22 protein-coding genes and 2 pseudogenes are annotated in these 14,157 nt (G+C 67.7%); 13 read left to right on the top strand and 11 right to left on the bottom strand.

What is annotated here, in order from left to right:
• The 7 genes and pseudogenes from MKK84_RS09240 to MKK84_RS09210 all read right to left on the bottom strand — a co-directional run.
• A pseudogene (locus MKK84_RS09240) lies at positions 1 to 272 on the bottom strand (hypothetical protein); the annotation flags it as partial.
• A 229-nt stretch (positions 273 to 501) separates the two neighbouring features.
• Positions 502 to 792 carry a hypothetical protein gene (locus MKK84_RS09235; RefSeq protein WP_243919016.1) on the bottom strand — a complete coding sequence of 97 codons (291 nt, stop codon included), beginning with the start codon at positions 790 to 792 and terminating at the stop codon, positions 502 to 504.
• A complete protein-coding gene (locus MKK84_RS09230) occupies positions 750 to 950 on the bottom strand; it encodes a hypothetical protein (protein WP_243919014.1) in 201 nt (66 codons plus the stop codon). The genes MKK84_RS09235 and MKK84_RS09230 overlap by 43 nt, the downstream gene beginning before the upstream one ends.
• The gene (locus MKK84_RS09225; protein WP_243919012.1) at positions 934 to 1,266 is read right to left on the bottom strand and encodes a hypothetical protein; all 333 of its coding nucleotides are present in this window, start codon (positions 1,264 to 1,266) and stop codon (positions 934 to 936) included. The genes MKK84_RS09230 and MKK84_RS09225 overlap by 17 nt, the downstream gene beginning before the upstream one ends.
• Positions 1,263 to 1,493: a hypothetical protein gene (locus tag MKK84_RS09220; protein WP_243919010.1), complete on the bottom strand. Its 231-nt coding sequence runs from the start codon at positions 1,491 to 1,493 to the stop codon at positions 1,263 to 1,265. Before MKK84_RS09220 ends, MKK84_RS09225 begins: the two co-directional genes overlap by 4 nt.
• Positions 1,490 to 1,909 carry a DUF5681 domain-containing protein gene (locus MKK84_RS09215; RefSeq protein WP_243919009.1) on the bottom strand — a complete coding sequence of 140 codons (420 nt, stop codon included), beginning with the start codon at positions 1,907 to 1,909 and terminating at the stop codon, positions 1,490 to 1,492. Before MKK84_RS09215 ends, MKK84_RS09220 begins: the two co-directional genes overlap by 4 nt.
• An 82-nt stretch (positions 1,910 to 1,991) precedes the next feature.
• Positions 1,992 to 2,252, bottom strand: a complete 261-nt coding sequence (locus MKK84_RS09210; protein ID WP_243919003.1) for a hypothetical protein — start codon at positions 2,250 to 2,252, stop codon at positions 1,992 to 1,994.
• 30 nt (positions 2,253 to 2,282) lie between these two features.
• On the opposite strand from MKK84_RS09210, the gene MKK84_RS09205 reads away from it, so the two are divergent.
• Positions 2,283 to 2,543 carry a hypothetical protein gene (locus MKK84_RS09205; protein ID WP_243919001.1) on the top strand — a complete coding sequence of 87 codons (261 nt, stop codon included), beginning with the start codon at positions 2,283 to 2,285 and terminating at the stop codon, positions 2,541 to 2,543.
• 360 nt (positions 2,544 to 2,903) lie between these two features.
• Here the strand turns inward: MKK84_RS09205 and MKK84_RS09200 are convergent, their stop codons facing one another.
• On the bottom strand, positions 2,904 to 3,146 hold the full coding sequence (locus MKK84_RS09200) for a hypothetical protein (protein WP_243919000.1): 243 nt from the start codon (positions 3,144 to 3,146) through the stop codon (positions 2,904 to 2,906).
• Positions 3,147 to 3,450: 304 nt separating this feature from the next.
• Here MKK84_RS09200 and MKK84_RS09195 point away from each other — a divergent pair.
• Positions 3,451 to 4,511, top strand: a protein-coding gene (locus tag MKK84_RS09195) for an IS630 family transposase (RefSeq protein WP_243918998.1) whose coding sequence is annotated in 2 segments (ribosomal slippage) — positions 3,451 to 3,937 and positions 3,937 to 4,511 — 1,062 coding nt in all. Because the reading frame shifts where the segments join, the coding sequence is not laid out codon by codon here.
• Positions 4,512 to 4,623: 112 nt separating this feature from the next.
• On the opposite strand, the gene MKK84_RS09190 is transcribed toward MKK84_RS09195, so the two are convergent.
• Both MKK84_RS09190 and MKK84_RS09185 read right to left on the bottom strand, forming a co-directional pair.
• Positions 4,624 to 4,869: a hypothetical protein gene (locus MKK84_RS09190; RefSeq protein ID WP_243918996.1), complete on the bottom strand. Its 246-nt coding sequence runs from the start codon at positions 4,867 to 4,869 to the stop codon at positions 4,624 to 4,626.
• A gap of 329 nt (positions 4,870 to 5,198) precedes the next feature.
• Positions 5,199 to 5,504 (bottom strand): hypothetical protein, encoded by a 306-nt coding sequence (locus MKK84_RS09185; protein ID WP_243918994.1) that lies wholly within the window; start codon positions 5,502 to 5,504, stop codon positions 5,199 to 5,201.
• Between the two features lie 193 nt (positions 5,505 to 5,697).
• On the opposite strand from MKK84_RS09185, the gene MKK84_RS09180 reads away from it, so the two are divergent.
• The 3 genes from MKK84_RS09180 (at position 5,698) to MKK84_RS09170 (ending at position 6,555) form a co-directional block, all read left to right on the top strand.
• Complete coding sequence (locus MKK84_RS09180) at positions 5,698 to 5,931, top strand: hypothetical protein (RefSeq protein WP_243918991.1); 234 nt, start codon at positions 5,698 to 5,700, stop codon at positions 5,929 to 5,931.
• Positions 5,932 to 6,043: 112 nt separating this feature from the next.
• Positions 6,044 to 6,202: a hypothetical protein gene (locus MKK84_RS09175; RefSeq protein ID WP_243918989.1), complete on the top strand. Its 159-nt coding sequence runs from the start codon at positions 6,044 to 6,046 to the stop codon at positions 6,200 to 6,202.
• A 125-nt stretch (positions 6,203 to 6,327) separates the two neighbouring features.
• Positions 6,328 to 6,555, top strand: a complete 228-nt coding sequence (locus MKK84_RS09170; RefSeq protein ID WP_243918987.1) for a hypothetical protein — start codon at positions 6,328 to 6,330, stop codon at positions 6,553 to 6,555.
• A 145-nt stretch (positions 6,556 to 6,700) separates the two neighbouring features.
• Here the strand turns inward: MKK84_RS09170 and MKK84_RS09165 are convergent, their stop codons facing one another.
• A complete protein-coding gene (locus tag MKK84_RS09165) occupies positions 6,701 to 6,988 on the bottom strand; it encodes a hypothetical protein (RefSeq protein ID WP_243918985.1) in 288 nt (95 codons plus the stop codon).
• Positions 6,989 to 7,430: 442 nt separating this feature from the next.
• On the opposite strand from MKK84_RS09165, the gene MKK84_RS09160 reads away from it, so the two are divergent.
• The 8 genes and pseudogenes from MKK84_RS09160 to MKK84_RS09125 form a co-directional block, all read left to right on the top strand.
• The gene (locus tag MKK84_RS09160) at positions 7,431 to 7,607 is read left to right on the top strand and encodes a hypothetical protein (protein ID WP_243918983.1); all 177 of its coding nucleotides are present in this window, start codon (positions 7,431 to 7,433) and stop codon (positions 7,605 to 7,607) included.
• Between the two features lie 6 nt (positions 7,608 to 7,613).
• Positions 7,614 to 7,751, top strand: a complete 138-nt coding sequence (locus MKK84_RS09155; RefSeq protein ID WP_243918982.1) for a hypothetical protein — start codon at positions 7,614 to 7,616, stop codon at positions 7,749 to 7,751.
• A 167-nt stretch (positions 7,752 to 7,918) separates the two neighbouring features.
• Positions 7,919 to 9,205, top strand: a complete 1,287-nt coding sequence (locus MKK84_RS09150) for a nucleotide sugar dehydrogenase (RefSeq protein ID WP_243918980.1) — start codon at positions 7,919 to 7,921, stop codon at positions 9,203 to 9,205.
• Positions 9,206 to 9,234: 29 nt separating this feature from the next.
• Positions 9,235 to 9,825: a CoA-binding protein gene (locus MKK84_RS09145; protein ID WP_409566471.1), complete on the top strand. Its 591-nt coding sequence runs from the start codon at positions 9,235 to 9,237 to the stop codon at positions 9,823 to 9,825.
• Between the two features lie 212 nt (positions 9,826 to 10,037).
• Positions 10,038 to 10,499, top strand: coding sequence for a 50S ribosomal protein L13 (gene rplM / locus MKK84_RS09140; protein ID WP_007565855.1), 462 nt, complete (start codon positions 10,038 to 10,040; stop codon positions 10,497 to 10,499).
• Positions 10,500 to 10,501: 2 nt separating this feature from the next.
• Positions 10,502 to 10,987: a 30S ribosomal protein S9 gene (gene rpsI / locus MKK84_RS09135; protein WP_243918978.1), complete on the top strand. Its 486-nt coding sequence runs from the start codon at positions 10,502 to 10,504 to the stop codon at positions 10,985 to 10,987.
• Positions 10,988 to 11,152: 165 nt separating this feature from the next.
• A complete protein-coding gene (argC, locus tag MKK84_RS09130) occupies positions 11,153 to 12,103 on the top strand; it encodes an N-acetyl-gamma-glutamyl-phosphate reductase (protein ID WP_243918976.1) in 951 nt (316 codons plus the stop codon).
• Positions 12,104 to 12,350: 247 nt separating this feature from the next.
• A pseudogene (locus tag MKK84_RS09125) lies at positions 12,351 to 14,157 on the top strand (glycosyl transferase); the annotation flags it as partial.

Here is a 14,157-nt window from a genome sequence, read left to right as displayed (position 1 = left end):
ACGGTCTCCAAGCCTATGCCCTGGCTGGCACCGATGACGAGGATGTGGGCCATGCGAACCGTGGGGCGCGATGCGGAAGGCAGACCGGTAGATCGGGCGCGTCGAGCTGCCCGCCATGTGGCCGTTTGCCCGAAGGCAGGCGTCGCCTCGGAGCGGATGACCTTGCGCACGACCTTGCGCGAGACCTTCAGCTCCCGGCAGATCTGCTTGATCGGCTTCTGCTGCACGAAGTACGCGCGGCGGATCTTTGCGACCGTCTCCACGACCAACATCCCGCGCAAGCCTCCCGTTCGAGCCGGAAGGCAGTGTGGATGACTTGTCCTGGGGGTCCCGTTTGGACGCCGATCACCCCGAAAACGGGGTCCTTATTCCACGCCTAATCACAGCTCTGAGCGACAGTAGCATCGTCTTCGACTAACAGAACACGCATGACGCTACCCCAATTCGAGAAGCTTCATACTCGATCAAGGATACCGAGCCGTTAACACGCGTCCCCTCTATTCAGTGCTCGGTGACGAACCGCTCCGCCCACTCCTCGGCCGTCAGCTCGGGGCCAGTGAGACATAGCACGCCGTTGCTGACCGTCGCGCGGCCCTGTGCAGTCCAGCGCTGCCAGTTGGCAAGGGCGTCGGCCGCCCGCAGATCGCCAGCGGTGTCGCCGATCGGGTGATCCGAGAGAATTGCAGTCGGCGCGCCAGTGCGGCGGCCAGCTTCGATGCGGGCAAGCCGGCGCTCCAGGTCGATGATGCTTATGGCAGAAGCCCCTCGCGACGCATCAGGCGCTCTGCCCATTCCTCCCGGTCAGGGTCGATCGGCTCGCCGTTCTCGGACTGCCGTAGGATGGCAATCAGCCCATGCAGTTCATCGTCGGTGTACCGGTGAATGCCCTGGATCCGGTGCTGGAACCGCTGCTCGGCCTTCGCCAGCCGGGCCTCAATGGTACCGCGCATCTGAGCCCTCGATATCTTCCTCGATCAGATGGGCGAGGGCGGCGTCTCCCACGTCGCCGGTCTCGCGGAGGCGCCAAGCCGGTTCGGCTAGGCTTCCGTGCTCGGCTCGCAGCCCGGCGTAGCCGCTGCGGATGAACGTCATGAGCTGCCGGTCGGTAGCGCTGGCGATTTCACCCCTAAAGATGCGGCGGGTCTCGATCCGGCGCAGGCGGTTCTCAAGGCTGCCGGTCGTCATCGTCAGAGGCTCCGCTGTATGGCGTCGAATGCGCCGGGCCTCGATCTTCCGTAGTCGCGCCTCCAGGCTGACCACGCTCATGCGTCGGCCCTCCAGAATGCCGCGACGACTGCACGGGATCGCTCGCGGATGGCGAGGTTCGGGTGAGCCTCTGCGGTCGCGTAGGCCAACGCCACGGCGCCAGGACAGATCAGTTCGGTTGCCGCTCGGGTGTCGCGCTCGGCCTTGGTGAGCGGCGGACGGTAGGCAACCCGGGCGCGCGCCTCCTCGATCCGCTTCAACCGGGCTTCGAGACTTACCACCGTCACAGCCCACCCTCCTCAATCCGGGCCAGCCGCTCGGCCAGATCCGCCGTCTTGATGGCGCTCACGTGCGCATCGACCAGCTTGGACAGTTCGGCAGCCTCGCTCGGGGTGATCTCGCCGGCAGCAACGCCCTGCATCAGGGCGTGCGTCGCCCGGGTGAGGTCGGCCGGCTTCTCGATCGGCGGAAGCGTGAAGGTGATAGGCCGGTCCCTCCGAACCGGGATGAGGCGATCAAGACAGAGGCGCATGGCAACTAGGTCGCCGTCCTTCGCCATCTCCACGGCCTTGTTGAGGATCGCCTCGGCGTCGCCGTCGAGGATCTTCTCAAGGGCTTCGGTCGCGCGGTTGCGGGCGCCCTTGGGACGGCCGGCAGGGTTGCCGCTCTTGCCCTGCCCGAACTGGCCTTCTTCCTTCGGCATCACGCGGCCGTCCCGTGGTTGGTCGTCCTGTAAAGATCAGGATGAAAACAGGTTGATGATAGATAGCACCGGCTAAGAGGTTTCACGACTGCGCCTCATCTGCGGGTGCCTTCAGCGACTGCAATCCCTCGGCAAGCCCCTGCAACGCGGCGGCGGCAGCCTGCTGGCGAACAGCTCCGGCGTCCCCCCGAACCTCGATCGTGATGGCAGCAGTAAGTGCCATCTGACGGGCGGCCTCGATGCCGGCGGTGGAAGCCGCGCGTTTGCGAGCAGTAAAGCTGTCCATTAAAATGGTTCGAACCCCATCATCCGATAGAGTACTCAGTCCGTGGATGGCCAACAAGGGTCCGCACCTTCAAAACGAGCGGCATCCATGATCCATCGAACAGAAATGCCCGGCAATTTCTGGTCCGAGCTTGAGCGCAACGTGTCATCTAAGGTGGGCGACGCCCTTAACACAGATGAAGTTCCGCATGAGCTGCTGATCTCATATCTGCGCGATTTGGAAGTCATGGCACGGACGGCATGCCATAGCCGACAGACCGTCCAGATCATCGCCTCCGGGCGTAGCCTTCTCGGCGACCGAGAGGTGCTAGGACCGAAGGATTGTGCGTTCTCATACGCGCATCTGTGATCGGGATGGTTCTTGCAGCATCTCAACGGCCTGAACCCAGATCGGAGATAAAAATGCTCTATGACGAGATGGGTCGTCTGGCCGGCGAGGCGTTCCAGTTGAACGCGAGAATGGTCCAGAACGCCATGCTGCTTACAGTGGCGATGAATTACGCCTGGACCGCTAGTCGGCGACAGGAGGTTCGACGAACCGGAGGCGAGATGAAGACTTCTGCAAAGCGCACTGCACGAACGAGCCGCCCGAAGCGTCGTAGCTTGCCCAGAGAGGTCGCGGCTCGGGGTATGCACGTTTTGTAGCCGCTTAGCCCCGCGGTAGCGCGGGAGCATCAGAACACCCGCGTTTAGAGCGGCACGCAAGGCATCATCGGCTAGGCTCACTGAGGGCAGGCTGAGCCGCGGCCAGGATGGCAGCGCGGGCCTTGGTCCGGCGGGGGTCCGCAGCCGTGATCTCGCGCCATATGGCGTCGAGGGTTGCGGGACCGCCGGCCGCATGCGCCTCGCGCAGCTTGCGGGCGAGGGCGCTCCGGAAGGCGAGAGTGGCCGGTGCGTCGGCCCCGCGCTGCTCGATGCTCTCCACGAGGGCGAGGATGCTGGCGGTCATCATGCCTGGGCTCTCCCGATCCCGTGCCATGCCATCTCCAGCACGATCATCCGCCAGCTCGCGTACCTAGAGTATCGTGGCCTGCCAGTGCTGAACACACTGTACGCCGCATGACCGGCGGCAGACAGCTGCACTGGGATCTAAACTGTGTTGGAGAACGCGTGCCCGACACGATGCAGCCTGCCCGACTTGAGTCGCGGAAGGTCCGGCGCATGCAGTCTCTTATACCAATCGACGGTGAGGCTGACTCACGGGGTATCGTTGCGGCTCTGGATCTGATTCGATGAGGTGAACCGGAGGGTTTGCCATGTCATCTGCGGTGCGGCTGCGTGAGGACTTCACGGCCGACGATCTGCGGCGGCACGCCAAGGTCAGCCGGGATGCGGGCCAGGGCCGTCGTCTCCTGGCTCTGGCTGAGATCTACGACGGCGGCAGCCGGACCGATGCGGCGCGGATCGGGGCGGTGGGCCTGCAGACGGTGCGCGACTGGGTGCTGGCCTTCAACGCGGATGGCCCGGCGGGGCTGATCGACCGCAAGGCGCCGGGCCAGAAGCCGAAGCTGGACGCGGCACAGCGCCAAGCCCTGATGCAGATCGTCGAGAGCGGGCCGGACCCGGACCGGCACGGCGTGGTGCGTTGGCGGCTGAAGGATCTGGCCGCCTGGGTCTACGCGAGCTTCGGCGTCAGCCTGGACGAGAGCACACTCGGACGGCTGATCAATCGCCTCGGCTTCCGCAAGCTGTCGGTGCGTCCGCGCCATCACGCGCAGGATCCGGCTGCGCTCACCGCGTTCAAAAAAACCTCCCCGCCGCCGTGACGGCGATCCGCGCGGGGCTACCAGCTGGAACGGCCATCGAGGTCTGGTGGCAAGACGAAGCGCGCGTCGGCCAGAAGAACACCCTACCGCGACGATGGGCACGCCGCGGGACACGACCCTCGGCACCCAAGGACCAGCGCACGGCCTACGCCTACATCTTCGGCGCGATCTGTCCGGAGAAGGGCAAGGGTGCCGGTCTCGTCCTCCCCCGCTGCGACAGCGCGGCGATGACCCTGCATCTGGCCGAGATCAGCCGCTCCGTCGCGCCCCGCGCGCATGCCGTACTGATCCTGGATGGCGCAGGCTGGCACAGCGCTCACGACGTCATCGTGCCGGCCAACATCACCCTGCTCACGCTGCCGCCCTGCGCGCCTGAACTCAACCCGGTGGAGAACGTCTGGCAATTCATGCGCGACAACTGGCTCGGCGACCGGATCTTCGCCTCCTACGACGACATCGTCGACCGGTGCTGCGACGCCTGGAATCGCCTCATCGACCAGCCCTGGAAGATCATGTCCCTTGGCCTGCGCCCGTGGGCCTACCGGTTATGAGCAACGCCGATTGGTATAAGTCATTGTTTTAAGGCTCTCTCGCGCGCCGAACCGGTGCCACTTCGGCGGACAGCGCTCTCAGCGGGCGCCGGCCGTCACGCCGGCTCGACTGTCAGGCGATCGAGTCATCGACGACCTGGTAGGCGAAGAACTTGAACGGGTCCTCGACCACGCCCTCTTGCGCATCCATGGCGTCCGCGCAGTGCTGGCTCTCGATCGGAGTCGAGGGTCGCTGGGTGAAAGTCGCCGTCGGCGCCTTCGCCCGGGCGGTCTCGATCTGCCGTTCGATCTCGCCCGCATGGGTCGAATGGCAGAGCATCCAGGGCTCGCCGTCCTTCTCGATCGTCACGTAGGCCATGCGCTGTCTCCTGCGTTTCGGGTGGGACAACGCAGCAGGACGCGATTGGTCAGCGGGCGATCGTCGCGGTGACGACACATCTGCGCGCGTGGGGTGTTGGAGTCACACCGCGGCACACGCTTCGAAAGGGCGCCGGTGTTCGTCCCGCCCGAGAACCGATCCATCCTCCCTCGTTGGGAGCCGCCGCGGCGACCGGATCCGCCGGCCAAGCGGGCAGGAGAACGCCGCCATCACGCGCATCCTCCTGATCTCGGTTCTGGCTCTGTTTGCGCCGATCGCAGGCGGCTCGCGCATCAGTGTCGTGGTCGCGCTGTTTGGATCCTGACCGATCAGTCCTGCCGATTCGGCAGCCAGCGCGCCATGAACCGAGCCGGCCGCACGGGATCGGCATGCGTTTCCACCGCGGATTCATCGTCCGGCAGCAGCGACGCGATCAGGTGCAGGAGGTCGTCCCTTTCCTGGCCGCGGAACAGCACGAGGAATGAGCCGAGGTCGAGCTGAACCTCCGGCACGTCCTCGCCGGGTCGGTGCAGCACGTAGGGCTGGCCGGTTTTCAGATCTCGCGTCAACGCATACCGGTCACCGCGCGCGCCGACGTGGAATTCCTTGGCGGCCCGTGGCGCATCCTCAATCATATCGTTCTCTACGCACACACGAAGACTGGTCATAAACTTCGCATAACGCCCACGACTGGTCACTAACATGCGTCATATCTGCCGCACTGTGGACATCAGTATTCCCCGGACGGGAAAAGCCATGGGCAGGCTGTAGGGCGGGCCGTATTGAGAGGCCGAGCGGCGCGTCGGAACCAGATCGGGCAGCCGGATCGTGGCGAGAGACGGATCGATTCAAAGCGATTCGCGGCAGTGGCTCGATCCAGCCTGCGCCGCCCTCGTGGAGATCCATCTGATCGACACGGCACTCGCGATCCGCAGCACCGCCGACGACTCGATGAGGCCCGTCCTCAAGGCGGACAGGACCTTCCGGCTGATCACAGCCGTTCTCAGGATCGAGACGATCAACGCCATGCGGGCCGTGGCCGACCTGCTGCGCTTGAGCTGAAAGCGCGCCGCCTGCAAGATGGGTGGATTAAGCTGTCGACAATTTGCACGCGCTGGAACCGGGTCGATCCGCAGCCGTAATTGTCGAGGTGCGGTAAACTGCGGAGGCCACCATGATGTCGTTTGGCATATTCTGTGTCGTCGCCGGCACCTGCATGGCGGCCGGGTCCCTGTGGTCCCCGCGCTACCGCGCCCTTCTCGAGGTGATGGGCGGGAGCTTGTTCCTCGCCGGTCTCGGCTTCGCGGGCGCCACGTTCGCGTTGGCGGCCTGATCCGCGCCGGCTTGAGCGGTTTCGGGTGCCCGGTCCGGGCGGACTCCGGCGGCGGGACACCCGAGGATCGCACCGATATTTGCAATGAACCCGGCAGTACAACAGTCACCCGGGAATCTGTGCCAATGTCGGACGAATTCATCCCGTTCTGGAGATTACTCGTCTCCGCGGAAGATCAGCTCCAGTGGGGCGTCGAGCCGGAGACGATGGAAGATACGGCCCGCGCGCTGGCATGCCGGCATCCGGGCAGCGCATTGGCCGAGCGCCTGATGGCGCGCGCCGCCTATGTCCGCGTGATGGGCGCGCGCATGCCGCGTCATGGGGAACGGACGGCTTCCGCCGCCGCATCGTGACCGGGCGGGTGATCGAAGCCGCCATCGGCGGCCCCGGCACGATCGTCGAGCGTCCGTAACCGGAGTCGCGACCCCAGTCGCGCGGCGATCGGGCGAGGCTCGTAGCTGTCGCCGCCAAGTCTTTGACGCGACGCGCTCTTGCGCTTCAGGCGACCCGGTGATGCTCGGCGGAGGACCGCGGGGCCGAAGCGGCGGGCTTGGCCTGCTCGGCCAACGTCCGAAGCGCCGCCACCATCGCGTCGGTCTGCAGGTCGGAGACCTGATTCTCCGAGGCGTCGCGGCTTCGGCTCCACGCCACAGCGAAGCTGGCCAGGAGGGCGGTCGCGCTGGCGATGAACGGGGCGGTGATCAGCGCCACGAGTGGACTGACCGGACCCAGGAGGGCGGCCGTCGCCACACCACCACCGAGCGCTGCCGCGACGACAAAGAGCATCGGAATCTCGCCCGATAGAGGGAGCGGACCCCAGCGGTCGGCCCTCACCCAAGAGATAGGATCTAAGCGTTAAGAACCGGTTAACGGAAAGGTTTGCCTGTAACACAAATCTTAGCACTTCGGATGAAGGCCAAGCTTCGATTCGATGTTCCAGCATCCGGGGCGCAATCGGAAGGTTCCATCCCAGGCGGTAGCGCCGGAGGGGCTGGGCGAGCAGCATCGCCCAGGGATCCCGAGGCTGCGGAACGGATCACCGCGCCCCCGCGGCGGCCGGCACAAGAGAGCGCGTGGACGTTGCGGTTCGGCACCCACACGTTCAGACCCGTCACGGAACGCTGAACCGCGCCTGCTCCGCGATCCGCCCGGCCTATTCGGCCGGCAGGGTTGCAATTGATCTACAAATGGCTAAGCTCATGCGTAGAGACTACTGAGGAGGGCGGCAATGAAACCAGTCTATCCCCAGGGCGATGACCGCTCGGAAGCCCCGCTTCGCTCCGTGACGGCCGTTCATCCCGTGAACGAGGATCTGCTCCTCCAGGAACAGATGCGGCGCCTCCACAACACGCGCGCCCGCCAGCGCGCCGCCCGGCATCACCGTGCCGGCCGATCCCTGATCTGAAACACCGTGCTCGACACCATCCTTCTCATCTGCGCCGCGATCGCCATCGTGGGAACGGCGGTCCGGATCGGCATTGGCGCGGCCGTGCCGGCGATCCGGCCCCGCCGGATCGAGTGGGATGAGCACGTCGAGACGGACGGCTGAGAAGGTGGGCACCGGGCGGGCGCTTCAAGCGTGCGGTCAACACGGACGATTGGGCTGCCCACCGCCATCGTAGGCGATTCGGATCGACGCGGGCGCATGTCCTCCCTATACGCGCCGGGCGGGCGGCACGGTGATTGGAGCTTCTGGCGTCCGCTGAGGGATGCGGCGTGGCAGAGAGCGTGGCAGTCGTCGGCCTGGGCTATGTCGGGCTCCCCTTGGCCCTCGCCTTCGGCCGGATGCGGACAACGATCGGCTACGAGCGATCCGCCGACAAGGTGGCGGCCTACCGCGCCGGCCGCGACCCCGCGGGCGAAGTCGACGCAGCGACGTTCGAGTCCGCCCGACACCTCACGATCACCGACGATCCCGTCGCGCTGTCGGCGGTCGACGTCATCATCGTCACGGTCCCGACCCCCGTCGACGCGGCCCAGCGGCCGGATTTCGATCTGCTGATCCAGGCCGCCGCGCTGGTCGGACAGCACATGCGGCCGGGGACGACCGTGGTGTTCGAATCCACCGTCTATCCCGGCGCCACCGAGGAAATCTGCATCCCCGTCTTGGAGCAATCCTCCGGCCTGCGCTGGAAGACGGACTTCTTCGTCGGCTACTCCCCGGAGCGGATCAACCCGGGCGACCGGGAGCACAGCCTCGCCCGGGTGGTGAAGATCGTCTCGGGCGATACCCCTGAGACGCTGGCACGGCTCGGCGCGCTCTACGGGTCGATCATCGAGGCGGGCATCCATGCCGCCGCGTCGATCCGGGTCGCGGAGGCCGCCAAGGTGATCGAGAACACCCAGCGCGACCTCAACATCGCCCTCATGAACGAGCTGTCGCTGATCTTCGACAAGCTCGGCCTCGACACGCTGGAGGTGCTCGAGGCGGCCGGCACCAAGTGGAATTTCCTGCCGTTCCGCCCGGGTCTCGTCGGCGGCCACTGCATCGGGGTCGATCCCTACTACCTCACCCACAAGGCCGCGATGATCGGCTACCACCCACAGGTGATCCTGGCCGGGCGGCGCATCAACGACAGCATGGCCGCTCACGTCGCCCGCGGGACGGTCAAACGGATCGTCCGCGGGGGAGGGGGGCCGGGCGAAGGCCGTGTCATCGTGCTCGGCCTGACCTTCAAGGAGAATTGCGCGGACCTGCGCAACTCCAAGGTCGCCGACCTCGTGCGGGAGTTGGAAGACTTCGGCTGCACCGTCGCAGTTCACGATCCCCGCGCCAGCGCCGCGGAGGCCCGGGCCGAGTACGGGCTCGCGCTGGTCGACTGGGACGACCTGCCCAGCGCGGCGGACGCGGTGGTGATCGCCGTCCCGCATCAGGATTATGCCGCTCTGGGGCCGGAAGCGATCACCGCGCGGCTGCGGCCCGGGGGTCTGGTGGTGGACGTGAAGGCGCTCCACGACCGGGCGACCTTCGCGCGGCTGGGCTTCGAGGTCTGGCGGCTGTAGCACGGGTCGCGCAGCGGAGGAGGCACGCCATGCAGGCGACAGGCGACGAACCCGGCATGGTTGCCGACCGGCATGCGCGCTACCCCGACGTGCGGATCCGCGCAATCCTGAACGACACGCGCACGATCGCGCTGGTGGGCGCCTCGGCAAACCCTGCCCGCCCGAGCTGGATCGTGCTGAAATACCTGCTCGCCCGGGGCTATGCGGTGATCCCGGTCAATCCCAGCCTCGCCGGCCAGGACCTGCTTGGCCGCCGGGTCGCGGCGACGCTCGCAGAGGCGCAGGCCTCCCTGGGCGGCCAAGCGATCGACATGGTCGAGATCTTTCGCAATTCCGCCGCTGCGGGCCCGCTGGTCGACGAAGCGCTGGCGCTCTCGCCCCTGCCCAGAATCATCTGGATGCAGCTTGGCGTGCGCGACGACGCGGCTGCCGCCCGGGCCGAGGCCCAGGGCCTCACGGTGATCATGAACCGCTGCCCCAAGATCGAGTACGGGCGGCTCTCGGGCGAGATCGGCTGGACGGGGGTGAATTCCCGGATCCTCACCGCGCGCAAGCCCGTGCTCGCCGCCAAGGGTGTCCAGAAGCTCACCATCGCCGAGCGGGGCCGGCGCAGCGAGTGAATGCGGTATTGTGATACCCCATTTGCTAAACCACTTGGAGAGCTGGATTTTCGAGAAAAAATCAGTTCCGTGTTGACCCGACATGCGGGTCCCGCTATGCACCCGCTACCGCCGCCGCGTGTCCCCCACGCGGCGGCTCCTTTTTCGGCACCCCGATGCCTGACGGCCCCGCCGGTCGGGGTCGGATGCGTCGGAACCCCTGGGATTTGGCTATGAAGACCACCTCGCTGAAGCCCGCCGAGGTCGACAAGAAGTGGATCGTGATCGACGCGGAGGGCCTCGTCGTGGGCCGTCTGGCGTCGATCGTGGCGATGCGCCTGCGCGGCAAGCACAAGGCCGCCTACACGCCCCACGTCGATTGCGGCGACCATGTCATCGTCGTCAACGCGGACAAGGTGAAGTTCACCGGCCGCAAGTACGTCCAGAAGCGCTACTACTACCACACGGGCTATCCGGGCGGGATCAAGGAGCGCACGGCCAAGTTCATCCTCGAAGGGCGCTTCCCCGAGCGCGTGGTCGAGAAGGCCGTCGAGCGCATGCTGCCCCGCGGCCCGCTCTTCCGCCAGATCCTCGGCAACCTCCGCGTCTACAAGGGCGCCGAGCACCCGCACGTCGCCCAGCAGCCGCAGGCGCTCGACGTCGGCGCCCTCAACCGCAAGAACGTGAGCGCTTGATCATGGCGACCCTGCAGTCCCTCGCCGACCTCAACCGGGCGAATACCGGCGCGGCCGACCCCGCCAACGAGGCCCCCGTCCACGTCCAGAAGCTGGACGCCCAGGGCCGGGCCTACGCCACCGGCAAGCGGAAGGACGCGGTCGCCCGCGTCTGGATCAAGCCCGGCAACGGCACGGTCACGATCAACAAGCGTCCGGTAGAGGTGTACTTCGCCCGTCCGGTGCTGCGCATGATCCTGCGCCAGCCGCTGGAGATCGCCGGCCGCATCGACCAGTACGACATCAACGTCACGGTGGCGGGCGGTGGCCTCTCGGGCCAGGCCGGCGCGGTGCGCCACGGCCTCTCGAAGGCGCTGACCTACTACGAGCCGGAGCTGCGCGCGCCGCTGAAGCGCGAAGGCTTCCTGACGCGCGACGCCCGCGTGGTCGAGCGTAAGAAGTACGGCCGCAAGAAGGCCCGCCGCAGCTTCCAGTTCTCCAAGCGTTAAGACATCCGGTCATACCGGTGTCACGGAGAGGGCGGTTCCTGCGGGGACCGCCCTTTCGCGTTTCTGACGGTTCCGCGCGGCCGTTGACACGATGGTGCAGCGCGATCACCTGAACAACCGTGCCCGACTCGGGCGGCGCATGAGACTTCAACAGCGAGACGGACGATGGCTGGCGACGGCGCGAGAAAGCCCACCGTGTTCATCGACGGCGAGGCCGGCACCACCGGTCTCGGCATCCGCGAGCGCCTGGAGCGCGACGGGCGGGTCGCCCTGCGCAGCATCGCCTCGGAACACCGGAAGGATCCGGAGGCGAAGCGTGCGCTTCTGGCCGAGGTCGATCTCGTCGTGCTGTGCCTGCCCGACGAGGCCGCTAAGGCGACGGTGGCGCTCGCCGACAGCCTGCCGGGCGGCGGGCCCCGCATCCTCGACGCCAGCACCGCCCATCGCGTGGCCGAAGGCTGGAGCTACGGCTTCCCCGAGATGACCCGGGAGCAGGGCGCCGCGATCGCCCGCGCCCGGCGGGTGGCCAATCCCGGCTGCTATCCGACCGGGGGCATCGCGCTCCTGCGGCCCCTGGTGGAGGGCGGCCTGATCCCGGCTGATCATCCGATCAGCGTCAACGCGGTCAGCGGCTACAGCGGCGGCGGCAAGAGCATGATCGAGGCCTACGAGCAGGGCGCGGCGGCGCCGTTCCTGCTCTACGGGCTGGGCTTCGCCCACAAGCACGTGCCGGAGCTACAGCTTTACAGCAGGCTCGCCCGGCGACCGATCTTCGTGCCGTCCGTGGGCAATTTCCGGCAGGGCATGCTGGTGAGCATCCCGCTCCATCTCGACGCGTTGCCGGGCAAGCCCGCTTCCGCCGATCTGGAAGCTGCGCTGCGCGACTGGTACGCCGACCGGCCGCTGGTGCAGGTCGTGCCGGGCGCCGCCACGGGGGCGCAGGGCGAGAAGATCGAGCCGGCGGGTCTCAACGACACCGACCGGCTGGAGCTGCGTGTGTTCGGCTCGTCCGAGCACGGGCAGGCGGTGCTGGTGGCGCGCCTCGACAATCTCGGCAAGGGCGCCTCCGGGGCGGCGGTGCAGAATATCGGGCTGATGCTCGGCCTCGACGGCTGAGGATCGCGCGTCCCGGTTCGATGCAACGAAGCGGCGCCGGTGGCCGTCCGATGGCCACGCGGCTTGTTTACCGCGTGCCAGCGATCCGATAGGGCGGGTGCCTGACGACGGCACGCGCTCCGCTGCGGGTCTGCGCCTCCGCGCAAATCCGCCCGATCCGCCCTGAGACAAGCACGGTTCGTCGGTCGGTCAGGATCCACGCAGCGGGTCGGGAAGGCCGAGGGAGCGGCTTGGTGAGATTGATCGCGTGACGCAGCTGAAAGCTCTGTACCCCCGCGGCTCGGTCCTGGGCTGGGTGCGGGCCAACGGCAATCCGTTGCTGCGGCGCCTGACCGGCCCGACCCTGCCGGCCGCCGACGATCTCGCCAGCGCCGACGCGCAGATCGCCGCGCTCACCCCGCATGTCGACGCCGCCTTCTACGCCACGTGGTACGGCATCACCGCCGATCCCGTGCGCGACTACCTCGTCCACGGATGGCGCGAGGGCCGCGATCCCCGCCCGGACTTCTCCTCCGCCGATTACCTCGCCGCGCACCCCGTCCTGGCCAAAGCCGGGATCAACCCGTTCCTGCACGCCCTCGTGCGCCAAGCCGGCAGCCTCGCGGAGGCCGGCACAGCGGTTCTGCCCCCGCCCGACACCCGCCAGGCCCAGCGCCTCGCCCGGCGGCTGGTCGACGCGCCGTTCTACCTCGCCGCCAACCCCGACCTGCAGCAAGCCGGCGTCGATCCGGCCGCGCACTACATGGCCTCGGGCTGGCGCGAGGGCCGCGAGCCGGCGCCACAATTCGACACCCTGGCCTACTGCCTGACCCGCGGCATCACCTACGCCACCCAGAACCCGCTGGTGCACTACGTCCTGCATGGCGGCCCCGCCCGGCCGGACCGGGAGGCGGCCCTGGCGCTGCGGGTCGAGACGCTCGCGCCGTACTTCGACGCTGCCCACTACCGGGCGTCGCTCCGCGGGCCGGCCGCGGACGCGCTGGCGGGCGCCTCCGAGGCCGAGCTGCTGCGGTCCTACGTGGAGACCGGCTGGCGGGCGCTCGTCAGCCCGCGCCCGGATTTCGACCCGGCCGGCTTCGTGCAGGCGCGGGCCGGCAGCCGGGCGGTTCAGGACGACCCGTTCTTCCGCTACGTGGCGGAGACGCGTCTGTCGGGGGGTAAGCCGTTTGCGGAGGCCGATCGGCTGAACCTGCCGGCAGTGGAGGCGGCGTGGTACCGGGCCACCTACCCGGACGTGGGTACTCAGGCGCCGTACCTGCACTTTGCCGGGGCGGGCTGGCGCGAGCTGCGCGATCCGGGTCCGGGGCGTTCGACGCTCGACGCGCTGTTGCGGGTGTGCGGGCTAGAACCGGCCCGGGCGCCGATCGAAGACACGGCCTGGCTCGGGGCGATCGGGCGGGAGCCCGTGGACGAGGCGGCGGCGCTGGCGCGTCAGGCAGAGCTGATCGCGAAGCACTTCGACCACGCGTTCTACCGAGCGCGCTATGGTCTCGCGCCGGAGGCGGACGCGGTGGGCGACTACTGCGACACCGGTTGGCGCCGCGGCCGCAACCCAAGGCCCGACTTCAACGGCTGGGCCTACCGGGCGCATCACCCGCACGTGGAGGCGACGGGCATCGCACCCTTCGTCCACTTCCTGGCGACGGCTTTGTTGCGCGGCACAGATATCTCGGCCGATGCCTTCGACGCGCGCTATGGCGCGCCGCCGCCCGAAGAGGACGCGGAGTTGCTGGAGCAGGCGCGCCTGATCGAGCCCTACTTCGACGCCGCCTGGTATCTGAAGCGCTATCCCGACACACGCGGCTTCGAGAACGGGCCGGCGGTCCACTTCCTGTCCCATGGGCAGGAGGAGGATCGCGACCCGAGCAAGACCTTCTCGACCCGTTTCTATCGCCGGGCCTACGGCCATCTGTTCGGTCCGGGGGAGTCGCCGTTCCTGCACTACGTGCGCGTCGGCCGCGCCGCCGGCCTGATGGGCTGCCCCGAGGATCTCGGGACGCTCCCGCCCCTGACCGCCCCCGATCCGCACGACTGGGACGGCCTGCCCCAGGCCC

The organism is Methylobacterium sp. E-065 (assembly GCF_022829605.1).
Lineage (GTDB): Bacteria > Pseudomonadota > Alphaproteobacteria > Rhizobiales > Beijerinckiaceae > Methylobacterium.
Note: the sequence above shows the minus strand (reverse complement) of the source record. Positions and strands in the feature narration are given on the sequence as shown.